This is a genomic window from Anaerobacillus sp. QJM3NY_17 (assembly GCF_056173665.1).
Genome location: NZ_CM149685.1, coordinates 1108307 through 1130187 on the forward strand (window position 1 = coordinate 1108307; position 21881 = coordinate 1130187).

The 21881-nt window shown below is 40.8% G+C and carries 25 protein-coding genes; 15 read left to right on the top strand and 10 right to left on the bottom strand.

Annotated features, from left to right (window positions below):
- Positions 1-146: 146 nt before the first annotated feature.
- On the top strand, positions 147-566 hold the full coding sequence (locus tag AC0VYV_RS05990) for a VOC family protein (protein WP_475366849.1): 420 nt from the start codon (positions 147-149) through the stop codon (positions 564-566).
- Between the two features lie 58 nt (positions 567-624).
- Here the strand turns inward: AC0VYV_RS05990 and AC0VYV_RS05995 are convergent, their stop codons facing one another.
- On the bottom strand, positions 625-1155 hold the full coding sequence (locus tag AC0VYV_RS05995; protein WP_283152717.1) for a YceI family protein: 531 nt from the start codon (positions 1153-1155) through the stop codon (positions 625-627).
- Between the two features lie 275 nt (positions 1156-1430).
- Between AC0VYV_RS05995 and AC0VYV_RS06000 the strand changes: the two genes are divergently transcribed.
- From AC0VYV_RS06000 to AC0VYV_RS06025, 6 genes are all read left to right on the top strand, one after another.
- Positions 1431-2024 carry a superoxide dismutase family protein gene (locus tag AC0VYV_RS06000; protein ID WP_475366850.1) on the top strand — a complete coding sequence of 198 codons (594 nt, stop codon included), beginning with the start codon at positions 1431-1433 and terminating at the stop codon, positions 2022-2024.
- Between the two features lie 447 nt (positions 2025-2471).
- Complete coding sequence (locus AC0VYV_RS06005) at positions 2472-3125, top strand: ABC transporter permease (RefSeq protein WP_276511837.1); 654 nt, start codon at positions 2472-2474, stop codon at positions 3123-3125.
- Between the two features lie 16 nt (positions 3126-3141).
- Entirely contained in the window at positions 3142-4134 is a 993-nt protein-coding gene (locus AC0VYV_RS06010; protein ID WP_303529872.1) for an ABC transporter ATP-binding protein, read from the top strand.
- A gap of 4 nt (positions 4135-4138) precedes the next feature.
- Positions 4139-4876 (top strand): ABC transporter permease, encoded by a 738-nt coding sequence (locus AC0VYV_RS06015; RefSeq protein WP_430244460.1) that lies wholly within the window; start codon positions 4139-4141, stop codon positions 4874-4876.
- 17 nt (positions 4877-4893) lie between these two features.
- Positions 4894-5805, top strand: coding sequence for an ABC transporter substrate-binding protein (locus tag AC0VYV_RS06020; RefSeq protein ID WP_430244458.1), 912 nt, complete (start codon positions 4894-4896; stop codon positions 5803-5805).
- Between the two features lie 235 nt (positions 5806-6040).
- On the top strand, positions 6041-6913 hold the full coding sequence (locus AC0VYV_RS06025) for a DMT family transporter (RefSeq protein WP_475374585.1): 873 nt from the start codon (positions 6041-6043) through the stop codon (positions 6911-6913).
- A 141-nt stretch (positions 6914-7054) separates the two neighbouring features.
- On the opposite strand, the gene AC0VYV_RS06030 is transcribed toward AC0VYV_RS06025, so the two are convergent.
- Together AC0VYV_RS06030 and AC0VYV_RS06035 are read right to left on the bottom strand one after the other, a co-directional pair.
- Complete coding sequence (locus AC0VYV_RS06030) at positions 7055-7804, bottom strand: SDR family NAD(P)-dependent oxidoreductase (protein ID WP_475366852.1); 750 nt, start codon at positions 7802-7804, stop codon at positions 7055-7057.
- A gap of 114 nt (positions 7805-7918) precedes the next feature.
- A complete protein-coding gene (locus AC0VYV_RS06035) occupies positions 7919-8497 on the bottom strand; it encodes a DNA-3-methyladenine glycosylase (RefSeq protein ID WP_475374586.1) in 579 nt (192 codons plus the stop codon).
- Between the two features lie 197 nt (positions 8498-8694).
- Between AC0VYV_RS06035 and AC0VYV_RS06040 the strand changes: the two genes are divergently transcribed.
- On the top strand, positions 8695-9462 hold the full coding sequence (locus AC0VYV_RS06040; RefSeq protein WP_430244445.1) for an SDR family NAD(P)-dependent oxidoreductase: 768 nt from the start codon (positions 8695-8697) through the stop codon (positions 9460-9462).
- A 94-nt stretch (positions 9463-9556) separates the two neighbouring features.
- Here the strand turns inward: AC0VYV_RS06040 and AC0VYV_RS06045 are convergent, their stop codons facing one another.
- Positions 9557-10132, bottom strand: a complete 576-nt coding sequence (locus tag AC0VYV_RS06045) for a DUF2087 domain-containing protein (protein ID WP_475374587.1) — start codon at positions 10130-10132, stop codon at positions 9557-9559.
- A 529-nt stretch (positions 10133-10661) separates the two neighbouring features.
- Here AC0VYV_RS06045 and AC0VYV_RS06050 point away from each other — a divergent pair.
- Positions 10662-12269, top strand: a complete 1608-nt coding sequence (locus tag AC0VYV_RS06050; protein WP_475374588.1) for a M4 family metallopeptidase — start codon at positions 10662-10664, stop codon at positions 12267-12269.
- Between the two features lie 56 nt (positions 12270-12325).
- Here AC0VYV_RS06050 and AC0VYV_RS06055 read toward each other — a convergent pair whose 3' ends face one another.
- Positions 12326-13120, bottom strand: coding sequence for a hypothetical protein (locus AC0VYV_RS06055; RefSeq protein ID WP_475374589.1), 795 nt, complete (start codon positions 13118-13120; stop codon positions 12326-12328).
- A 489-nt stretch (positions 13121-13609) separates the two neighbouring features.
- Between AC0VYV_RS06055 and AC0VYV_RS06060 the strand changes: the two genes are divergently transcribed.
- The 5 genes from AC0VYV_RS06060 (at position 13610) to AC0VYV_RS06080 (ending at position 15682) form a co-directional block, all read left to right on the top strand.
- The gene (locus AC0VYV_RS06060) at positions 13610-13753 is read left to right on the top strand and encodes a DUF3953 domain-containing protein (RefSeq protein ID WP_475367464.1); all 144 of its coding nucleotides are present in this window, start codon (positions 13610-13612) and stop codon (positions 13751-13753) included.
- A 96-nt stretch (positions 13754-13849) separates the two neighbouring features.
- A complete protein-coding gene (locus tag AC0VYV_RS06065) occupies positions 13850-14227 on the top strand; it encodes an iron chaperone (protein WP_475366858.1) in 378 nt (125 codons plus the stop codon).
- A gap of 129 nt (positions 14228-14356) precedes the next feature.
- Positions 14357-15082, top strand: a complete 726-nt coding sequence (locus tag AC0VYV_RS06070) for a tubby C-terminal domain-like protein (protein WP_475374590.1) — start codon at positions 14357-14359, stop codon at positions 15080-15082.
- A gap of 34 nt (positions 15083-15116) precedes the next feature.
- Positions 15117-15377 carry a hypothetical protein gene (locus AC0VYV_RS06075; protein ID WP_475374591.1) on the top strand — a complete coding sequence of 87 codons (261 nt, stop codon included), beginning with the start codon at positions 15117-15119 and terminating at the stop codon, positions 15375-15377.
- Between the two features lie 32 nt (positions 15378-15409).
- Positions 15410-15682, top strand: coding sequence for a hypothetical protein (locus AC0VYV_RS06080; RefSeq protein WP_475374592.1), 273 nt, complete (start codon positions 15410-15412; stop codon positions 15680-15682).
- A 347-nt stretch (positions 15683-16029) separates the two neighbouring features.
- On the opposite strand, the gene AC0VYV_RS06085 is transcribed toward AC0VYV_RS06080, so the two are convergent.
- From AC0VYV_RS06085 to AC0VYV_RS06100, 4 genes are all read right to left on the bottom strand, one after another.
- Positions 16030-17022: a Gfo/Idh/MocA family protein gene (locus AC0VYV_RS06085; RefSeq protein ID WP_475374593.1), complete on the bottom strand. Its 993-nt coding sequence runs from the start codon at positions 17020-17022 to the stop codon at positions 16030-16032.
- 98 nt (positions 17023-17120) lie between these two features.
- Positions 17121-18656, bottom strand: a complete 1536-nt coding sequence (locus tag AC0VYV_RS06090) for a multicopper oxidase family protein (RefSeq protein ID WP_475374594.1) — start codon at positions 18654-18656, stop codon at positions 17121-17123.
- Between the two features lie 154 nt (positions 18657-18810).
- Positions 18811-19350 (bottom strand): 2'-5' RNA ligase family protein, encoded by a 540-nt coding sequence (locus AC0VYV_RS06095; RefSeq protein ID WP_475374595.1) that lies wholly within the window; start codon positions 19348-19350, stop codon positions 18811-18813.
- A 214-nt stretch (positions 19351-19564) separates the two neighbouring features.
- Positions 19565-19867: a hypothetical protein gene (locus AC0VYV_RS06100; protein ID WP_475366865.1), complete on the bottom strand. Its 303-nt coding sequence runs from the start codon at positions 19865-19867 to the stop codon at positions 19565-19567.
- 178 nt (positions 19868-20045) lie between these two features.
- Between AC0VYV_RS06100 and AC0VYV_RS06105 the strand changes: the two genes are divergently transcribed.
- Positions 20046-21224 carry a hypothetical protein gene (locus AC0VYV_RS06105; protein ID WP_475374596.1) on the top strand — a complete coding sequence of 393 codons (1179 nt, stop codon included), beginning with the start codon at positions 20046-20048 and terminating at the stop codon, positions 21222-21224.
- A gap of 127 nt (positions 21225-21351) precedes the next feature.
- On the opposite strand, the gene AC0VYV_RS06110 is transcribed toward AC0VYV_RS06105, so the two are convergent.
- Entirely contained in the window at positions 21352-21543 is a 192-nt protein-coding gene (locus AC0VYV_RS06110) for a hypothetical protein (RefSeq protein WP_475366867.1), read from the bottom strand.
- Positions 21544-21881 lie beyond the last annotated feature (338 nt).

A 21881-nucleotide genomic window follows, 5' to 3' on the forward strand; every position in this document is an offset into this window, starting at 1 on the left:
AGAAAAATTTTTATGGCAAGCACTTAACAGTGAAAGTGGTGATTTTTCTTATTTTTTGTGAAAAATCATTTATGCATAAGGAGTTTGAGTTTTTATAGCGAAATGATTTAGAAGTGGAGTTTCATTATTCTAAAGGGAGTGATCGAATGGTTCAAACGGCGAAGCACGTGTTTGTGAATTTACCAGTCAAGGATCTCGATAAATCCATCGCTTTTTTCTCTGAAATTGGCTTTGAATTTAACCCACAGTTTACAGATGAGAATGCGACGTGCATGGTGATCAATGAAAATACATTTGTTATGTTACTTGTAGAGGAATTCTTCAAGACATTTACGAAGAAGAACCTTACGAACGCCAGAGAATCAACGGAAGTCATAATGGCCCTTTCTGCAGAAAGCAATGATGAGGTGGATCAAATGGTGAATCGTGCGCTTGCAGCTGGAGGTAAAGCTTCGAATGATCCCATCGATCATGGATTCATGTATGCCTGGAGTTTTCAGGACATTGATGGGCACTTGTGGGAAGTGATGCATATGGATGAAAGTGCAATTGAGCAGGGAGAATAGCTTCATAAACCAAAACACCTCATCCGTTAGGGGATGAGGTGTTTCCGTATGCTTTCACTTATTCAGCTACAACAAACTCAAAGTTACCTTCGAATTTCACGTCTTTCCCAAGCAAGAACCCGCCTGTTTCCATCGCTGCATTATACGTCATGCCGTAAGCTTCACGATTCACCTTACCGGAAACGTCAAAACCAGCTACTGTGCTACCGTCAAGTGGGCTTTTGGATTTGCCGTTATATTCGACTGTGAACGTTTCTTCTTTCGTTACGCCTTTAATCGTGAAATCTCCTGTTACATCGTACTCTTCGTCAGATTTCTTAGTAATCGACTTACTTTGGAAGACCATATTTGGGTATTGATCCGCTTCAAAGAAATCGCCAGAGCGAAGATGACCGTCACGATCTTCGTTACCTGTATCGATTGATTTTACAGAGATAGTGACTTTAATGTTTGCGGAAGTCAGGTTATCAAGATCGCCGTTGAAATCGACGTCAAAGTCAGTAAATTCACCTTTTGCTTTTGATACCATCATATGCTTGATTTGAAAATCTAAACTGCTGTGAACCTTATCTAGTGTTAAAGTAGCCATTGAAAAATTCCTCCTCAGGATTGTTGCTTTTAGTATAGATTAAAGATAACGTAATTTTATCTCGAAGTCAAGATACTTTAAGTTAAGACATTATAAATATTCTTTCAATATTTCGTGGAACTTTTTATCCATGTTTAAAACGTCTTGCCTCATACTAAAGCCTCTTTTTAGTCATAATCCGGTAGTTAATTGGAAGGAATTTGGATTTGTCGGGTTTACTGAATGAAAAGTGGTGTCATGATGGTAAGTATAAAGGGAGAAAAGGAGCTGTTTCGATGAAAAGATGGACGATTCTTTTACTAATGATGAGTGTACTACTTGTGTTAGCCGCCTGTGGAGGAGGTAACGAAGAAGGAACAACAGATAACGAACCGGAAACGACAACGGAAAATGCTGGTGAAAGCGAGCAGGAGCAAATGGATACGATCACTGTGACTATGAAGAATCAGGACGATGAAGAGATTGGGACGGCCGAGTTGATGGAACATGACGGCGCAACGATGATCAGTCTTGATGTTAGTGATTTACCAGAAGGAGAGCACGGTTTTCATATTCATGAGACTGGATCATGTGAAGCGCCAGATTTCAAATCGGCAGGCGGTCATTATAATCCAGGGGATAAGGAACATGGTACAGAATCTGATGATGGACCACACGCAGGAGATATGGAAAATATCGAAGTGGCCGAAGACGGAACACTACAAACCGATATTATGAATGATAAAGTAACCCTAAAAGCAGGAGAAGAAAATTCGTTGCTAAAAGAAGGCGGAACAGCCATTGTCATTCATGCTGGTGCAGATGATATGGAATCACAGCCATCAGGAGATGCCGGAGATCGTATTGCGTGCGGTGTGATAGGTGAATAAGTGAGAAAAGGTGAAAAAGGATTTCATGGGTTTTGAGCCGTGGATCCTTTTTTATGTATTTCAAGCTATGGAAAACAGAGGACAAGTAGGTGGAAGGGCGTTTGTGAGCCACCCTTATTTGTTGTTTGGCCAATAAAATCATATTATAGCCAATATACAGCGATAAGCATCGCAAAAGCCACTGATTCCGTGGTGGGAGAGCGCTACTTTATTAAAATGTAAGATTTTCACACATGAAAATTAAAAATTCGCAGAAAATTCAGGGTTAGTACTTTGGCATTAGGGTATTAAGTTAGAGTTAACTCGAAAACATTATTATAAACAAATGTTTGTCAATACGAGCGAAAGAGACAGTTGATCAAAGAGGGTGAAAGTTCGTTCGTAGGTTGGTAATTTGTACCTAATTTGATACAATGTTGAAATTGAATGAAAAAGGAGGTTATCGTATTGGACAAGTGGATGAAATTTCTCGAGGTAAACGCTCCTCGTATTTTTGATTTAGCGATTGAGCACGCGATACTCGTCGGATTAGCGATCATTGTTGCGCTTATCATTGGCGTTCCTCTAGGCATTTATTTAACAACAAATGATTATCTAGCTGAGACGATTCTGCAGATTGCTTCTGTCATGCTTACGATTCCGAGTATTGCTTTATTCGGTATTATGATTCCGGTCTTCTCGATCGTCAATCAGGGAATTGGTTTTGTTCCAGCTTTTGTAGCACTGGTTCTGTATTCGCAGCTCCCCATTATACGTAATACCTATACCGCAATTCGTAACGTAAACCCTGAAATGCGAGATGCAGCAAAGGGTTTAGGGATGAAAACGAGTCAGCGACTGCTTCGCGTCGAAATTCCGAATGCGTTCCCCATCATAATGGCAGGTATTCGAACAGCCGTTGTACTTAACATCGGAATCGGTGTCATCGCTGCTTATATTGGTGCAGGAGGACTCGGTGTTCTTATCACTCAGGGCATTTCACGTGGGGACAATTACTTAATTATTAGTGGCTCAATTGCCGTTGCCATTCTTGCTATGATCGCAGATGGTATCTTGTTATGGATTCAAAAACGCTATACACCAAAAAGCATTGCGAATTAAGGAGTGAGGTGAAGAAATGATTACATTTGATCAAACAACCAAAACATTTGAAGGCGGCGTAACAGCTGTGAATGGTGTAGACTTCACCGTTGAAAAAGGACAAATTGTGGTTTTATTAGGACCGTCAGGCTGTGGGAAAACAACCCTGCTTCGAATGGTGAATCGTTTGGAATCGATTTCAGATGGAAAGATCACTATTGATGGTGAAGATTCTATGTCTTTAGATCAAATTGCTCTTCGAAGAAAAATTGGCTACGTCATTCAAAGCAATGGTCTATTTCCGAATATGACGATTGAAGAAAACGTGATGATTGTTCCCGACCTTTTAGGTTGGAAAAAGAAAGAGAAGCGCAATCGTTTTAATAAATTGATGGAAATGATCGGATTAAGCGGTGAGAAATTTGGTAAACGTTATCCGCATGAGCTTTCTGGAGGACAGCAGCAGCGTATTGGTGTTATTCGCGCATTAGCAGCTGACCCGCCCGTTATGCTAATGGATGAGCCATTTGGCGCACTTGATCCGATTATTCGTGAGAAAATTCAAGATGAATTTCTTCAAATTCAGCGTGAAGTAAAGAAAACAATTCTTTTCGTTAGTCATGACATTGACGAAGCGATTAAAATGGCAGACAAAATCGTTCTATTACGCGGTGGGGAAGTAATGCAATACGATACGCCATCTGAAATGCTTGTTCGTCCCAAGAATGAATTTGTTCGTGAATTCTTCGGGAAAGACCGTGCAATCAAGAGCTTAAGTCTTCATACTATTCAAGATATTCAAGAAATCATTGGTCTTGTTAATGAAGATGAAACGATTGAGGATACCATTACGATTAATGTTCACCACGATTTACGAAATACGTTATCAATGCTTCTAAATCAAGAAGCGGATCAAGTCATTGTAGTTGATGATGACGGTAACAAACTTGGCGCCATTACGATTGATCTCGTTCAAAAGTATCTTCATTTTGAAATTAAGGCAAAGCCTACCCTGGTGCAGAAGGGGTGATTTGATGAATAAGAAAAAAGTTATGAGCCGTATTGTAAGCTTTCTCGTCTACGGAATAGTGGCCGTGTTCTTTATTTGGGCCATCAGCAACAGCTATTTTGACTATATTTTCAGTCAAACTAGTACGTTTCTTCACTTATTGAAGCAGCATATGCAGCTTGTACTTGTTTCTTCTTTCCTAGCGGTTATCGTAGCGCTACCTGTTGGTATTCTTGTCACGCGTAAAAGCTTTCGAAGAGCCGAGTGGGTCGTTTCAAATACGGTCAACCTTGGTCAAACGATTCCAAGTCTTGCTGTTCTTGCTTTGATGATTAGTATTCTAGGTATCGGATTTAACACGGCAGTATTTGCCCTATTTATCTACTCGCTGTTACCGATGTATCGGAATACGGTTGCGGGAATTGATTCCATCGATGAGAATTTAATCGATGCAGCAAGAGGAATGGGCATGAAGCCAATCCAAATACTCTTTCGAATTGAATTACCGAATGCATCGTATTCGATTCTTGCAGGTATTCGTACAGCCGTCGTATTAAATATCGGAACGGCTGCACTTGCTTATGTTGTCGGCGGTGGCGGACTAGGCGTATGGATCTTTACCGGCATCCAGTTATTTGATAACGGTTATTTAATTTCTGGTGCTATTCCAGTAACCTTACTAGCTATTTTTGTAGACTATCTTCTTCGATTACTTGAACGAAAGATTGTACCAAAGGGATCTAGACCACCACAAGAAACGTAACGATAGGAGGTGTTTGTATGAAAAGAAAACTATTTCGTATTATCGGAATCATTTCCATCCTTTCCATGCTAGCCTCGTGCTCAAGCGTAGGGATTGGCGGGAAACAGATTTCGGTTGGTGGCAAGAACTTTACAGAGCAATACCTACTTTCCGAAATGACCGCTTTTCTTCTAAAGGAGGAAGGGTTTGACGTGAAGCAAATGAACAACCTGGGGAGTACCGTTGTTCGTAAAGCGCTCGAAAATAGTCAGGTTGATATGATGTGGGAATATACCGGAACGGCACTCATTACATATATGGGCGAAGAGCCGATTGCTGATCCAGTGGAAGCATTTGAGAAGGTCAAAGAGTTAGATGCCAAGAATAATGATATCCATTGGATGAATATGTCTAATGTTAACAACACCTATGCTCTCGCTATGAAGAAAGAGCAGGCAGAAGAATTAGGGATTGAATCGATTAGTGATTTAGCGAAGTACGTGAATGAAAACCCAGGAGAGCTAACGATGGCCTCAGACGCAGAGTTTGCGAATCGACCTGATGGATTGCCTGGCGTAGAGAAAACATACGGGTTTGAATTTGATTCCAGTCAAATTAAGCTGATGGACCTTGGTTTAACACAAAGGTCTTTAGACAATGGGCAGGTCGATGTCTCGGTCGCATTTGAAACAGATGCTACTATTGTCGAGTATGACCTTGTTACCCTGAAGGACGATAAAACCTTCTTCCCGCCATATAGAGCGGCGGTTAGTATCAATGAGGATGTATTCGAAAAGTATCCAGAAGTGGAAGAAATCACAGCGCGTTTAGGTGAAAAACTAAACAGTGATATTATGCGTGAGTTGAATTATAAAGTCGATATTGAAGGAAACAGCGTCTCTGTTGTTGCTCATGATTGGTTAGTAGAGAATGGTTTACTAGATGAATAATAGTAATAAAAGCTCATCCTGAAGAAAGAATCAGGATGAGCTTTTTTATGTATGATGGAGAATACGCTCAATTATTGGCGAATTCCTAAGTTATCGTATAATTATTAAACTATTATGGCGTTGTAGTAAAAAGTATGGAATATGAACGGGTTTGCATGATTTTGGTTTTAGTGTTTAAGAGAGTGGGAATTTCCTCCAAACAGGTCATAAAGGCTTCATTTTAGGAGGGTATAAAATGCATTTATATAATATAGGCTATGTTATCATGGCAGCCGTTTTGTGGGGGATTTCCGGGGGATTAGCCGGCATATTAATGGATAAAGGTTGGGATCCGCTGGTGATCTCATTCTATAGAGGATCGATAGGGTTTGTTTGTATTTTTGTATGGCTACTTCTTCATCGAAAAGGAAATAAAATAAAGTATTCAACGAAGACGATGATGTGGTCAGTACTAGCAGGTTTAGCGGTCGCTGGGAATTTCAGTTTTTACTTTCTTAGTATTTCGGAATCTGGTGTAGCGGTAGCGTCAACTTTGATGTACACGGCACCATTGTTCGTGCTGTTTAGTTCATTTCTTTTTCGAATAGAGACCGTCACCCCATTTAAGGTCATTGCAATGGTTATTGTGATGGGGGGAATCAGTTTATTAACAAACGTTTATGAAACGGGACTTGGTAGTTTAAATATTCTTGGAATTACGAGTGGACTATTATCAGGTCTTTCGTACGCTCTGTTTATTTTTGGTTTTAAGAACGCTTCTAAAGAAGGCCGCCCGCCTTTTGTCCTTAGTATGGCTTTTGCGACATTTACCATTGTTATGTTTCTATTTATTGACCATAAGGAAGCGCTCGACGCCTTGTTTTCTGAGGATCTGATTTGGTTCATCACTCTGGGGATCATCGGCGCAGGTATTTCTTTCTACTTATATATAGAAGGTTTGAAGAAAACGTCAGCATCCGTTGCGGCGATCATCGCGATGGTCGAACCGGTTACGGCTTCTCTATTTGGATTAGTTATTTTGGGAGAGGTTTTGACTTTAACGCAAAGTATAGGGCTAGTGATCATCCTTATTACGATTACACTTTTGAGTCGAAAACAAAAAAGTTAACAAAGGATCAGTGGAAGTAGTTTGGATAAACGAGATCTTATTACTAAAAATGGCCGGCACATCAATCGAGTGTGCCGGCCATCTTCACTATATTTTATACTTATGAAAATGGGTGTAGTGATTTATCATCTTAACTAAACCTTACTTCGTATTCGTAAACCCACCATCGATGCGAATGACTTCACCATTGATGTATTGCGCTTTTGAAGTTAAGAGGAACGTTACGAGCTCAGCTACTTCTTCAGGAGTACCGAGACGCTTCTGAGGAATGCCGGATTCCGCATTTTCTTTCATTTTAGGATTCGCTTCATAGAAGTCCTTCACCATTGGAGTTGCCGTTGGTCCCGGAGCGATTGCGTTTGCGCGTAATCCGTCCTTCGCATATTCAGCTACGATACTTTTCGTTAGTCCAATAATACCGTGCTTTGTGGCAGAGTACGTGACTACAGAATCTTGACCAATCACACCGGCACTTGAAGCTGTGTTCACAATAGAACCTCCACCATTTTTGATCATAACATCAGCTACGTAACGAACACCATATAAGGCGCCCATCAAGTTAATGTCTACGATTTTTTCAATTTCTTCTACTTTCGTATTTAAGTAATATTCACCGCTACCGGAGATGCCGGCGTTATTAAAGAAATAATCAATTGAGCCAAAGGCTTCAACTGTTTTATCAACATAATTCTTTACTTCATCTGCTTTGGATACATCAGCTTTTATGAAAAGCGCATCAACACCCGCTTTTTTCGCCAGGTCTACCGTTTCATTACCGCCTTCTTCGTTAATGTCTACTGCAACGATATTAATCCCTTCATCTGCTAAACGAACAGCAGCTGCTTGTCCTAATCCACTTCCTGCACCTGTAATAACTGCGACTTTACTCATGCATAAAACCTCCTGATTAGTTGATTGAAGATGATATCTTGTTGCTATAGTACTAGTATAGACCTTTAGATTTTGAAAATAAAAGAAAGCGACTTGAGGGAAGCATATTGCGAGCTACCTCGATACATACGGGTTTCCAGTCACCCAGAATCTCCACGGATAGTCACGAGCTTCTCCTGAGTTATCAATTCCGATTCGTTTTCCTTCAGAGATGTAATCTGGTGTATAGCCATGTTGAATATATAGGGGAGGGCGCACTAAGGCGTGCCCATAATCGCTTGGATCAATCCCTAACGCTTTAGTTAATTTTCCGGGACCATCCGTCCATTCCTTTTGTTTTCGTCCAGGTCTTCGCTGCTCCATTAAGTCTAATCCTTTAACAGGTTCAACGGCGCGAACGAGAATGGCTTCAGGGACATCGGTGTCAGCACTGACCACATTGAATAAACAGTGCGTGTGCATCACGTACGTATAAGCATTCCCTGCAGGCCCGAACATCACTTCAGTGCGTTTCGTTCGTTTGTTGTTGAAGCTATGGGCGGCTTGATCCTGTGCGCCCAAATAAGCTTCCGTTTCCACAATATATCCTGATGCCACGCCTTCATCCGTTTCCTTCACTAACTCGCAGCCGAGAAGAGCCTTCGCTAGTTCTAATGTCGGTTTTTGGTAGAATTCTCTAGGTAAAATAGACATGTTCATTTCCTTTCATAAGTCGTTATAGTTGAAAGAGGGTCTTTTTTTTTTGTAAGCTCTACACATTAGTTTTCCACAAGCCTACGTTGGCTAAACGAAGAGCGGCGTATGGTTCATAAAGGATCATAGAAATACAAATTGTGAAACATTCAACATACTTATGAATTAAAGCTAGATTATAAAAGGAAGTGAAGATCATGGATTTATTTAAAAACACCGGGAAAGTTTCGATCGTAACTGGTGGCGGTAGCGGAATCGGTCGCCTTATGGCAGAAACGCTTGCAGAAAGCGGATCAAAAGTCGTTCTGCTTGGACGTTCACTAGAAAAGGTTGAAAATGCAGCTGCGGAAATCGCTGATCAAACTGGCGCAGAAGTTAAAGCCTATTCATGCGATGTGACAAGTAAGCAGGACATTGAGAAAGTAACCGCAGCAATCAATGAAGAGTATGGACAAATTGATATTCTCGTTAACAATGCAGGAACGAATGCACCTGGCACGATCGAAAATCTCGACGAAGATGGCTGGGATAAAGTGATGGATACTAATGTGAAGTCTGTCTTCTTTATGAGTCAGGCAGTTGTGCCATATATGAAGAAACAGGAATATGGTCGCATCATTAATACCGCTTCTGTTGCAGGAGATGTAAGTCTATTCTTCAGCTCAGTCTATGGGACAAGTAAAGCAGGCGTTATTCACTTAACGAAGCAATTAGCTAACGAATTAGCTGAAAACAACATTACCGTAAATGCGATCAGTCCATGGATGTTTAAGACGGATTTCATTAAAGATTCCTTAGAAGACCCAGAGTTTAAAGAGATGATTAATAAAAGAACGCCCATGAAACGAATTGGAGAGTTGGATGAACTGAAAACTTCCGTTCTTTACTTCGCTTCTAAAGGATCAAGCTACATTACCGGACAAAATATTTTCGTTGATGGTGGCGTCACAAATTACGGATTGTAAAAAGAAAACGGATTTCCTCACTTATGAGGGAATCCGTTTTTTAAATGAATTATTCCTTAGTACCTTCAACAGAATTCAAATAATGGTCGTGCGATTAATCGATCGTCGCCCACATTTCTTCTGGATTTAGTTCGTAAATGTTATTTTCTCGGTACATAAAATGATTGATAATAAATTCTCGACGAATGGTTGCGAAGTCGGGATGGAACTTTTTGATATACTCATTTATTTCTTTCTCAGGGTACTTTTTCCCTCGTTCTAATCCGTTGATCAAGTGCTTAAGAATAATGATTTTTTTCTTTCGTTGAGAAGGGAGGTGCTTGAGCGTACCATCTGGTGCTAAGAAATTATTAATAACAGCTTGCGTTTTCACAGAATCGTCCTCCTTATCGTAGTCAGGCTGGTAAAGCATAGTGGGCAGGGCTTCTGAATAAGAGCGGAATTTCTTCTCATCTATGTAGTAATAGATGGTGTTTTTATCCTTACGTGGATAAACAATGCCGGTGTCTCTTAATTTCGTCATATGATGAGTGATCGTAGGTGCTTTTAATCCAAGTTTGCCAGCGATGGCTTGGCCGTGGAGAGGACCTTTAGCGAGCAACGAAAGAATGCGAATTCGAGTTGGATCCCCGAGTGTTTTATGGAAATTAACTAATCGGTTTAACTGCAATATACGACCCACCTTTCTATAAGTTAGATTATCATCTAATTAGATACTAATCTAACTAGAGTTGTTCGTCAACCAATGAACCGTTCACATATTGCCTGAACTGGTTTCCAATTCGTTACATAGAAACCTCTATATTGTCTTCTCTGAAATAATACTGAAATAATTATTATTGAAATGTATTTTGTATTATTTGTTGCGAGTTAAAAGGGGAAATACTTTTTAGATGGTAGGGCGCCAAGATTGTAGTACGAAATGACTGCCCTTTACACTCAATTATATCAAGTCATCAGACGATAGATGGTTAGATTTTCATGTGATTTCTATAAAAAGAATATTTTTCCAATCATTAAATGTTCTAGATCAAGCTTATCACGTAAAGCTCTAGAAAGTTATTGGGAAATGTTATGGCAACATAGTGAGTATATGGGCGTATCGTCTTACGGATTTCCCAATACAACCTCCAGAAATTCTATGATAGGCTACTAGTGTATTCAAAATTCAAAACATTCCGAGAAGGGGAGGAGATTTTTTGAAAAAGGGAATCGCCGTCGCACTTGCGACAGGACTTGCATTTGGGGGCGCACTACCAACTGCATCAGCTGCTTCACCAAAGGATTTGAACGTGGATCAGAAGCAGGCACTTGAAAAGATGGAAATTGTAAAGGAGAGTTGGGAAAAGGAGCGGAAAGTGCCATCTTTCTTATCTGGTAAACTATCAGAACAAAAGGTTGCGAGTGAAGGAGATGTCCAGCAATATCTACAGGAAAATGAAGCCTTGTTCCAGGTGAATGAGAATGATCTTAAGCTGATCGATCAATCGAAAGATAAGCTAGGCATGACTCATTACACATATGTCCAAACGGTAAATGGAGTACCACTTGATGGAGCGACATTCATCGTACATACAGATAAGGATGGGGAAGTTGCAGCCGTGAACGGCAATTTGCATCCAGACGCTGTAAAGAAATTTGAAGGAAGTAAGAATGCGAAGGTATCTGAGGAAGAAGCGGTTAACACGGCATGGAACCATGTTGATGTACACCCTGAAACAAGTCTTCGTGATAATAAAAATATGACGGATAAGGGAGAAAAAGTCGTTTATAAGGACGGCGATCGCTATGTTCTTGCTTATAAAGTGCAGCTGAACTTTATTGATCCTTATCCTGCTAACTGGCAAATCTATGTGGATGCTCGCGATGGTTCCGTTGTAGAAGCGTATAATGCACTAGCTGACGGCGCTGAGACAGGAACAGGAACGGGCGTATTGGGTGATCAGAAAACGCTAAATACAGTATCACAAAATGGTAGCTATCTTCTTCGTGACGTGACAAAAGGTAGCCTCATAGAGACGTATAGTGCGAATAATGGATCAAGCCTTCCTGGCGCGATCGTAACAGATGATGACAATCAGTTTGTTTCTTCAGATCAAGCGGCAGCTGTTGATGCGCACTACAATGCAGGCGTTGTTTATGACTATTATGAGTCGACACATAATCGCGATAGCTTTGATGATAACGGTGCAACAATTCGTTCTACAGTTCACTATGGCTCAAACTATAACAACGCTTTCTGGGACGGAACGCAAATGGTTTATGGTGACGGCGATGGGACCACTTTTGCTCCATTATCAGCAGCGCTAGATGTTGTTGGTCATGAAATAACGCACGCAGTAACAGAACGCACAGCGGGACTACAGTATCGTAACCAATCAGGAGCACTGAACGAATCAATGTCAGATGTGTTCGGATATTTTATCGAGCCTGAAGATTATCTTATGGGGGAAGACGTCTATACGCCTGGTACACCTGGAGATGCGCTAAGAAGTCTATCGAATCCAGAAGCATACAACCAGCCGTCTCATATGGATGACTACGTTCAAACGTCTCAAGATAATGGTGGCGTTCATACGAACAGTGGTATTCCAAACAAAGCGGCATATTACACGATCGAAAGCATTGGGGATAGCAAAGCAGAGCAAATTTATTACCGTGCTCTCACCACATACCTCACTCCAACGAGTGACTTTAGTGACGCAAGATCGGCTTTCCTACAATCAGCAGGTGATTTATACGGCGCCGGATCTACTACGTACAATAGTGTCGCGTCAGCCTGGGATCAGGTAGGCGTTACTGAATAAAGATTTACGCAAAAAAAGGGCTCATGGCGAGCTCTTTTTTTGCGTGCAAGTGAAAGTTATTTCATAATGAGCTGCGTTTCAGCTTGTAGGTAACGATCAAATGAATCGGGTGTTTGATAAGGATCCCCGTTCACCAACTGATTGATATCAATGCTGAATTCATACGGGAATAAGCGTACGCTCCAATTCTCATCAGGGTGAATTTGATGACTATAACCCCCATTAACGTGAAGAGCATGTGTATTTAGTTCCTCGCTCTCTTGAATCACACCAGTAAGCGTTTGGATGATGCTACGAACCTTGTAGTCGCCCCAGTCATTTTTTAAGTTTTGACTTAGAACGACTCGTTCCGCTGGAGAAACATAAAAGGAATTTGCCTCTTCCGACGGGGTATTCGTATACTCGTAAGCGATCGTTCTAGTCTCCCCGGTTTCAATGTTCTCCGCAACGACAAGCTGCTTTCCGGTTAACGAGTTTGCCTCTATGTTGTAATCATCTCCAAGCTCAGGCAAAGCGAAGCTAATCACATCATGTAATCGCTTCTTGGGCACTTTCTTCCATTCCATCACAACATTTACGCGATATTTCCCGTTTTCTAGTGCCTGTACATGTGTGGTCAAAAGCTTATGTGAGGTCTCAGCGCTATTCCATGTGGTTTTACTAGTTTGAGTGGATAATAGAAGGGTGTTTGTTTTCTCTCTATATTCTCTAGCATTGGATTGCCGGTTGTTTTCCGGTGAAGTTTTCGTTTTTTCAAGGGAGAATTCTTTGTTCACATTAGCGGCAAGCGTGTCTTCTATAGGAAAGAAGACAAATAAACATACTAAAAGCAGGGATAATAACTTCTTCAAACAATCAACCTTTCATTTATTTCTTTATCAAGTTTAAAGGAAAATAAGGGAGGGTTCTAGGTCTAATCGAAAATATTTGTGCAATAGTGCTTTCATTAATTGTCTCGAATGAAAAATAATAATTGGCGAAAGATGGTATTATTTAGGTTGAGGGTTTTTATGATTAATATGGCAAACGGGAGGGGCGCATTTGAGGTATTTTATCGTGATACCACTAATCTTGTTAGGTAGTTTTTTGATAGGATTAAGAGTAAACGACTTCGGCAACATCGGTAATTTCCTCATGAATCTTATAGGATTTGGCTTCGTGGGGTTAGGAGTTTTAATAAGCAGACGTAAGGGGTGGAAAGCTAGTTTATAAATGATAGAAGTACGTATGAAGAGGAGGTGGATGAGATATTAAAAAGAACTAGGATCGGTTTAGCGGTCGTAACGTTTTCTATAATTGTATATGCGAGTATTACGGAGGATTATGCGGCAATACCTTATATGCTGCTGTTTCTAGGCAGTCTTAAGTTGGTTATGGGGATAGAATGTTGTAAAAAAGAGGCTACGCCCTACTTAGGTTATTTCTTTTTCGTTACCGCACTCTTTAATTTTTATGTATCTATCAAGAGTTATCTAATAGGTTAGTGTTTTTAAGCGCTTTACGAAAGTGGAGGCACGGGAGCAATTCAATCTTTCTTGCTAGTGCGGTGACTTATTTTAAAAATAAGAAGGAGATGAACCATGCAATATGAAGCGAAAACACCAGAGGAATATTTCGAAAAGCTAGAGGATGATTGGAGGAAGGAAAAGCTCCTTACAGTACGACAGTATATACTCGAAAATGCTCCAGAGCTTGAAGAAGGCATTCAATATAAAATGCTTTGCTATAAGGGGAAATCGAGCGTGTTGTTTAATCTTAATGCTCAAAAGTCCTATGTAAGCCTTTATGTAGGAGATATTAAGAAAATTGATCGAGCAAGTGAATTATTGAATGGTTTGGATTGTGGGAAAGGATGTATCCGGATTAAAAAATCAATTGATTTACAGGAAAGCGGCGTGGAGGAATTTGTGAAAGAAGCGATTAATCAATGGCGAGCTGGTGAGGATCTTTCTTGTTAGAGGGTGGGGATAAGGGCTAGCCTGTGATAAGGTGTGAAACTTTCATTAAATCGATTCGTAAGTAGTAGTGTAACAAAAATGGAAATTTTGTTAATCATTGGATTGTGTTTGGCGAGAAAGGAGTTCATTTTGGGTAAACTACTTTTACTATTTGTTGTAGGGTTTATAGGGTTAGCTCTACGCTATTTGTTTCTAGGGAAATTCGAGGTGGATCAGCTCTTGTTGCTAATGGGTTTTCCGGTGGCGGCTATATTGATTCTTTTTGTGATGAAGTGGCAGCATAAGAAGGATCTTGCTTTTCAGCCAGAAGCGGATGAAGAACGTATGGTGACACGCCTAGGTAATCGAGTATCGGCAGCGCCGAAACGAGTGTTTGACGGACAGGAACTTGTTGGAGAATACAAGCGATTCTATAGCAAGCCGTGGAAGCGAGTTGTCGCAGATATTATGGACAGCCCAGGAAGATGGTTTCTTAATCTAGCGTTTTCGTCAGAAGATGGTCATCGCATCGTTTTAAAAGGTAAAAATGAAAATAGCATTCGCGGAACAAATGAATGGCTGATTTTCTCCAATAACGATGAAGTAGGCAGCATTCAAATGGACTACTCAGTCAAAAATGTCGCCAAGTTAAAGGAAAGTCTCTATCTTAACTATCGTGATCACACCTATCATTATCAGTCATTTGGGGTTGGGTCTAAAACAGTGATTCGTAGAGATGACCATAAGATTGCTGAAGGGAAAAGAGCGGAATTAGGAAATTCGATTTACGAGTTAGACATGGTAGATACATATAAGGAAGAAGCTGACGTTTTATTTATGGGATTTGTGCTATTTAACTATCATTTTAGTCAGTGAGCTAGTTTTAAAAAGTGCTTTGGTGGTGAAGCTTGTGAACAATCATTTAGGATTGCTTTTTTATACTGCGATAGGATCTGTTGGCATGGCGTTTGTAGGATTAGGAATAATCAAGCTAGCCATCGTTTACGATGATCAACAAGGCTTCTGGATCGGTTTCTTAGGACTTTCGTGCTGTGCCATGTACTTTAGACATTTAGAAAGCCGGATTGGTATTCATAAGAAATATCGCTGGTTAGGACACGGTTTATTTATCGTTGTGTTCAGTGTGCTATCGGTATGGTTGTATTTATAACTGTTTGAAATGAGGAATGGGGGAATGTTGACGTGACGGAGATTGTCCTTATAGGCTTGTTAGCAGCTGTTTTTTATCTCGTTTTTCGAGTAAGTTCTCAAATGAATAGCCTTAGTGTACGAATGAAAAGTATGCACGATCACTTAAATCGTATGGCTCAGCATATGGATTTACCTGAACATCCGATTAACGATGAATTACGAGAGCTCATGAAAGAAGGAAAAATGGTAGAAGCCGTGAAAAAGGCGCGAGAAGAATTTGGGTTATCGCTGTTGGAAGCGAAGGAGTATGTGGACGGGGTTTGAAGTAGTAGTTGAATAATGAATGCACCCTATTTTATAAGATTGTTGGTGAATGATCATGGGCTTGTTTTTTGAAAACAGGAAATCTACTAAAAGTGAAAATGCTTTTATTGTAATCATGCTATTGAACACTATTATTTCTGGGGTCGGTTACTTTTGGGACATCCAATTAACCTGGCTTAATATTTTTATGCTGGTTGTCACGGCTAGTGCCTTGATCGTCGTTTTGATGGAGAGAAAGAAGCGGCGAGTAGAAAGGTAGAAATCGTTTATAGTGTAATTGAAAAACTCCGTAGCAATCTACGGAGTTTTTTGTGATTAGAAAATGTGAACGAATTAGTATGGATTTGTTAATCTAACGTCTTCAAAATCCGATCGATCAACGCCATCGTACGAATGTTATCTTTTCCATCTGAGCGGGGCGTCTCATTTGTTGTACAGCATGAGACGAAGTGCTGCATTTCACCGACAAAGCCGCGGAGGTAAAGATCTCTCATTGAGCCTGACATCGTTGAGGCGGAAGGACTGTATACGAAATCGGATTCAGCCGGTGCTTTCCACGGGAGTTCGTTAAAGGGTTGAGATTTGTGCACGGTTAGGGTGTGAATCTCATCGGCTGAGGCGAACCCGTGATCAAACGTAACCGTCAGTTTCTCGCTTTCTCTAGACCATGCTGTCATTCCGGTGAACGAAAGGGTGCCGACTGTTCCGCTTTCGAATTGAAGACTAATGCTTTGATTGACGTGTGAACTTGAGCTATTTTTAAATCCACTTACAGCTGCTGTTTCTCCAAATAGGTAGCGAACTAAATCAACGATGTGAATGGCAGCAAACTTTAGGAATTCTTCATCATTCTGGCAAAAGGGTGTTGTATCAACGGCGAATCGTGCTTCGAATGAACGAACTGATCCTAGTTCTTCACTTGTAATAAGCGAGTGAAGCTGCTCATAAATCGGCGCATAGCGCTTCATAAAGCCAACCATGAGCTTTACGCCAGCTTTCTCCGCAGCATCTGCCGCTAGTTCTGACTCTTCCGTTGTCATGCCGAGCGGCTTTTCGACATATACATTCTTTCCTGCTTGAATACAGTCCATAACAAGGGCTGCCTGGTCTGTTGGCTGTGCGACAACGATGACGCCGTCACATGATTCTTGTTCTAGCATTTTCTTGTGATTATCATACGGCGTTCCTTTGCTTCCAAAACGAAGGAGTGTTTGCTCTGAGCGTTCTAAGTTTCGTGTAGCAACAGCCGTAATCAATGCACCTGTTTCGACAAGAGCGGGATAAATGTTCGTCGTTGCATGAAAGCCTGCGCCAATCACGCAAATAGATGGATTCGTCATATGTAGGCTCCTTTTATGTAAGCTATTATCGGTATAAGAATACCATTATGAGGTGGAGAAATACAAAGAGGGGGTCAGGTACGTACCTGACCCCCCTCTTATTTTTTGACCACTACATAAGGTCGCATCATTTCATAATCTTCATGCTCGAGAATATGACAGTGCCATACAAACAAACCTGCATAAGGTACGAACTTCATGATGATCCGAGTAATTTCTTTTGGGTTTGCTCGCACGGTATCTTTCCATCCCTGTTCATTGGGATCTGGCTTCATGCGTGGGCCGGTTGGTACGACTTTTCCTTGCTTTTCATACAGATTCTGATCAAAAGGCTGCCGATCAAGAATTTGGAAGCGAACGAGGTGAAGATGAATCGGGTGAGTTGCGTGTGTGACATTGACTAAACTCCATATTTCTACATCACCTAACTGTGGTTTTTCACTGATTGGATCAGACCATAGCTGATTGTTTAATAGGTGAATCGATCGTTTGTATTGATCAGGTCTCATGTTAAGGAGAAGGTTTCGTTGGTTGTTTGATTGTTGTTCGTTTATGAGCTGGTACCGAGACAATGTCTGAGGAACTACGCTTTGATCGGGACGAGAGAGCTTCTTCTTCACACGGAACTGCATGATTACTCCCGTTGTTTTTGGATTCGGAGATTTCCCTTGAGGATAAGGGGAGGCGGCATCGTTCATTAAGGTAAGGGTTTCACCTGCCGAGCGACTGAAATCAATAACGACGTCGACACGTTCAGCAGGAGCGATCAAAACGCGGGTGACAGGCACCGGCTTTCCTAGCAGCCCCTGATCTGTGCCGATTTGAACGATTGGGAGCTGTTTGGATAGGGAGAATCGGTAGAATCTTGCGTTTGATCCATTTAGGATTCTAAATCTGTATTTCCTCGGCTCGACTTCCAGATAAGGCCATACCATCCCGTTAACAAGATTGGCTTTCCCGAAGAAATCTGGAAGGACCGATGGCGTAACGCCTTCTATAGGAGGGTCTGGCTCAGCGGGATAGTACAAAGAGCCATCACGATGGAAAGAACGATCCTGAAGAAGAAGTGGGATATCAAACTCACCTTCCGGTAGACTGAGGGATCGCTCTTCTTCGTCATGAACGATATACATTCCAGCGAGACCCGCATAGATATTTAATCGGGTAATCCCCATCGCATGGTCGTGATACCAGAGGGTCGTAGCTGCTTGATGATTTGGATATTCATAAATGGGATCGGTGAAATAGGGTCCTCCCTGTTGAAATCCTCGAGTGAACCACGCCTCAGGATAACCATCGCTCGTATCAGGTGTAACCCCACCGTGAAGATGCACAACAGTACGAACTTCAGGAACGTTTGTGCCAGCCCCATGAACGGTGTGGTCAATTGGGAGAAAATGATTTTCAGGTAGCTCGTTTTTCCAAAGAACACGAATCGGGTGATTTCGGTGAACTTGAAACGTAGGTCCAGGGTATTGCCCGTTATATCCCCAAACGCGTGTTGCTGGCAAATCGCGATGAAGCTTTTGAAAACTTTCCTTCATAGCTACTTCATAAACGGGAATCCCGTGATTTATTTTAACGGGTTGAATGATTGGCATGATAGGGAGGCGATCTACGAATTTTTCGAGCATCTGGACCACTCCTTTCGAAACGATGCATTTGTTCATCTTATGTTACAGAGAGAGGATCTTTCATTTCTTTTCCTCTTATTGAAGCTGAGAATCTTGTGAGATTAAAAAATAGAAGAACCCCTGCGTCTTGAAGAAACGGAGGGGTTTAGATAAGTTATAGATCTGCTCCTAGCGGAAGATCTACATAAGGTTCGTACCGCTTGCTGCTAGGCTTTAATTCATAAATACGAATGGATTCTACTGTGAACGTTGGATAGGGCGTGAGTTCCTGTTCTGCTAAAAGCTCCATATCCTTTAACTCAGATTTCGATATACCGTACTGTTCTTTGCCGAGAGTTAAATGCCCAACGTAGTCATCTAATTCAAAGTAGTGCTTGATGAGCTCTTCGGGTGGAGAAATCGCCTTTACAATGGCTTCATGGAGCGGAAATAACTGAGCGGAAGTGACGCTTAGGTAAAGAATATTGTCTCCGAAGTAGTGAGGTTCTGCTAATGCTACTGTGAACGGCTGCATCCTTTTACATACGTTCTCCACTTTTTTGATCCATTTCTTGTCGGGAGTTAGTCCGCCCTGTGCCTTCAGAGTAATATGTGGTTCTACTCCTAGGAAGTTGATCCGTTTTCTTTGGAAATGTTCAACTTTGGCCAGATAGTCGGGTGGTGGTGTGATACCAATAAAGTATTGATTTGGCATTGGATTCAGTCCTTTTAGTGAATTTCCTTTTATTGTATTTTATCACGAAGCATGCTTGGTTAGGATGTTCTTTTGTTAGAAAGAGAATAGACTTAAGGGATGTTAGCATATGGAAGCTGTCCATAAACAAGCGTCTTCCCATCCGTAAAAGGGAAGACGCTTGTTTTGTTTAGTGATTTTTATGAGTGACGTTTTTGGTTTATATTCAATCAGCTTATGCTAGCCGAAGACCCACATAGATAAAGTAAGCGATTACAGCGATATTGAAAAATGTAAGCAGCAATCCGATCGTAGCCCATCCTTTTTTCTCATCGCTTGTTCGATAAACAACGAATGCCATTAATATCGAGAGCGCACACCCAACTAAAATAAAAATCATGATATATAGAGCGGCAGATTCGCCGGAGCTAGAAGATACCGGATCAATCAAAAACATGGCAAGCGTTGTAAGCGCGCTGATAAAGATGAAGAAAACCGTTCTCCAGGTTGTCATTTTAGAGCGATATGTCGTAAACATGTCGTACTCCTTTCTAGCCTGTTAAGTAGCTTACCCTCCATTATAGTGGAGTTAAAAGGAGATCACAAACCGCCATAGAGTGACGATTAGATGGAGTGGCCCGTTTCGACAATGTTCGAGTGAAAACGGGTGGTGACAGGCACCATCACTATGATACGGTTTAGATAGGAGGTGAAACATGGAAAATTTGATTTGGTTGTTATATTACGTTCTCATTCTAATAGTTCTCATTATTATTTTTCGGAAAGCGGCTGATTCTGAACACTATTTGTTCTTAAAGCTGATCGGCTATACGTTTCTTGGGGGATTTTCGTTGCAACTCAATGATTGGCGGCTTCCACTCGGCGCCCTCGTATACTTCTTGTTTTTCACTAAAACTAAAGTAAATGTGAAGGCTAAGAAGCGTGCTGTTTATGTAGGTTTATTTATCTTCGTAACATCATCAATTGCTCCTTGGGTTCAAACGTTCTTGTATGAACAACCTCAGGAGGTCGCTCTTCTTAATACTAATTTCTATAGTGGCAGTTTAGCGGAAGAATGGAAGAACATACATAGTAAGCTCGGAGATGAAAATGATTCTTCAAAAGTAATCGATTTTAATATGGAAATCAGTGATGAAGGAACAATGAACGATTTCAATATGGTTGTAGAAGAGAACGCTTCTCCCGAGAAGGTTCACTACAATATTGAACTTGCAGCTAATGATAAGGAATTTATAGTAGAACGAACGAAGGTTGGAAGTGAGGGAATACATTTTGCGGGTCAAACGCTGACGGAAGCGGATTTTTTCTTGAAACAAATCGACCTTATAAAGAAACCTATGCTTAAAGAAAAGGATGTGGATGCTTTCTATTTAAGTGCGAGCGGTCAACGAACAAATCACCCTCAGACAGATGACGAATCCTACATAATTAGTACTGCAGGTAAGGAAAAGGTAGAAAGTAGTGAATTACCAGCTGATGCGCTTGTGGTCGATGTTTGTGATGCGGATTGCGATTATCGTGAGTACTTTCTTTTTGATCTCTTAGAGAAAAAGCCGCAAATCACGGAAGCCAATATCCTGGATATCGCTCAACAAAACTCTACCGAAGTAGAAAATTGGTTAGAGAGTCATACGGGGGATAACATTGGCTATGAGAAAGATGGAAAGTACATTCTAAAGAAGAATGGTGAAGAGAAGGTCGTTACTGAAGAGGAATACATACGCGTACGAAAAGAAACCCCAAAAACCAACATCCAACAGTACGAGTCCACATGGGAAGTAGAGGTGGAAAATCAATATGGTGACGCACCTCATTTAATGAAATTTTCATTTAATGAAAAAGTGAGAGAGATTACGTGGGTGGGCTTTGAATAAGTAATCAATGAAAGTGCGATTTATCATAAATATCCAAAAGACACATCCAGAATGCAGCTTGGATGTGTCTTTTATATTTTAGAATAATGGTTTGCTTGTGATTAAATTCCTTCTTTTTATTCCGTTTTCAACCCATACTCCCCCGCTGTTCATGATAATAACGCACGGCTTCTTTCAGCTTTTCATTTTCCTCTTTCAACTGATGAATCTCGCTTTTTTGCTCTTTAACACGTTCATGATAGATCCTCATCCCAAAGCATAGCATGATAAATGCGAAGTAGATCACAAATTCAAATGTGCTCATACCAGTAGCATACATGCACTCACCTCTTTTCATAGTGATAGAGTGATTCTTGATAGGAATTTTCTATTTCTGTTGTAGATCGTAAAGGTATAGTATTTTGTTGTGTCAGTGTATAGGGAAAGGGGTAAATGCGCAACATTCACTTTTTTCTATTAATTATGTTAGAAAATCTTCTGATTTACTAGGAAGAACTATATGCTCTTTTTTATATGAGAGATTATCTTCCGAATTCCACTCCTTTTTTACTAACTTTCACCTGTTTTCTACCCCAAATTTCAAATAAATGTTTACTAATATAATAAAAAGGATATTCCATCTACTACAATTATACGAGAAAATTTTTTTCTTGGGGT

What these genes read in the sequence shown, in the direction of transcription:
- AC0VYV_RS06035 (WP_475374586.1), bottom strand. Translation starts at nt 8,497, where the DNA reads ATGTCTATTTTACCTAGAGAATTCTACCAAAAACCGACATTAGAACTA.
- AC0VYV_RS05990 (WP_475366849.1), top strand. Translation starts at nt 147, where the DNA reads ATGGTTCAAACGGCGAAGCACGTGTTTGTGAATTTACCAGTCAAGGAT.
- AC0VYV_RS06110 (WP_475366867.1), bottom strand. Translation starts at nt 21,543, where the DNA reads ATGTATGCTACTGGTATGAGCACATTTGAATTTGTGATCTACTTCGCA.
- AC0VYV_RS06025 (WP_475374585.1), top strand. Translation starts at nt 6,041, where the DNA reads ATGCATTTATATAATATAGGCTATGTTATCATGGCAGCCGTTTTGTGG.
- AC0VYV_RS06040 (WP_430244445.1), top strand. Translation starts at nt 8,695, where the DNA reads ATGGATTTATTTAAAAACACCGGGAAAGTTTCGATCGTAACTGGTGGC.
- AC0VYV_RS06085 (WP_475374593.1), bottom strand. Translation starts at nt 17,022, where the DNA reads ATGACGAATCCATCTATTTGCGTGATTGGCGCAGGCTTTCATGCAACG.
- AC0VYV_RS06000 (WP_475366850.1), top strand. Translation starts at nt 1,431, where the DNA reads ATGAAAAGATGGACGATTCTTTTACTAATGATGAGTGTACTACTTGTG.
- AC0VYV_RS06090 (WP_475374594.1), bottom strand. Translation starts at nt 18,656, where the DNA reads ATGCTCGAAAAATTCGTAGATCGCCTCCCTATCATGCCAATCATTCAA.
- AC0VYV_RS06100 (WP_475366865.1), bottom strand. Translation starts at nt 19,867, where the DNA reads ATGTTTACGACATATCGCTCTAAAATGACAACCTGGAGAACGGTTTTC.
- AC0VYV_RS05995 (WP_283152717.1), bottom strand. Translation starts at nt 1,155, where the DNA reads ATGGCTACTTTAACACTAGATAAGGTTCACAGCAGTTTAGATTTTCAA.
- AC0VYV_RS06060 (WP_475367464.1), top strand. Translation starts at nt 13,610, where the DNA reads ATGCTGCTGTTTCTAGGCAGTCTTAAGTTGGTTATGGGGATAGAATGT.
- AC0VYV_RS06015 (WP_430244460.1), top strand. Translation starts at nt 4,139, where the DNA reads ATGAATAAGAAAAAAGTTATGAGCCGTATTGTAAGCTTTCTCGTCTAC.
- AC0VYV_RS06065 (WP_475366858.1), top strand. Translation starts at nt 13,850, where the DNA reads ATGCAATATGAAGCGAAAACACCAGAGGAATATTTCGAAAAGCTAGAG.
- AC0VYV_RS06010 (WP_303529872.1), top strand. Translation starts at nt 3,142, where the DNA reads ATGATTACATTTGATCAAACAACCAAAACATTTGAAGGCGGCGTAACA.
- AC0VYV_RS06105 (WP_475374596.1), top strand. Translation starts at nt 20,046, where the DNA reads ATGGAAAATTTGATTTGGTTGTTATATTACGTTCTCATTCTAATAGTT.
- AC0VYV_RS06030 (WP_475366852.1), bottom strand. Translation starts at nt 7,804, where the DNA reads ATGAGTAAAGTCGCAGTTATTACAGGTGCAGGAAGTGGATTAGGACAA.
- AC0VYV_RS06095 (WP_475374595.1), bottom strand. Translation starts at nt 19,350, where the DNA reads ATGCCAAATCAATACTTTATTGGTATCACACCACCACCCGACTATCTG.
- AC0VYV_RS06020 (WP_430244458.1), top strand. Translation starts at nt 4,894, where the DNA reads ATGAAAAGAAAACTATTTCGTATTATCGGAATCATTTCCATCCTTTCC.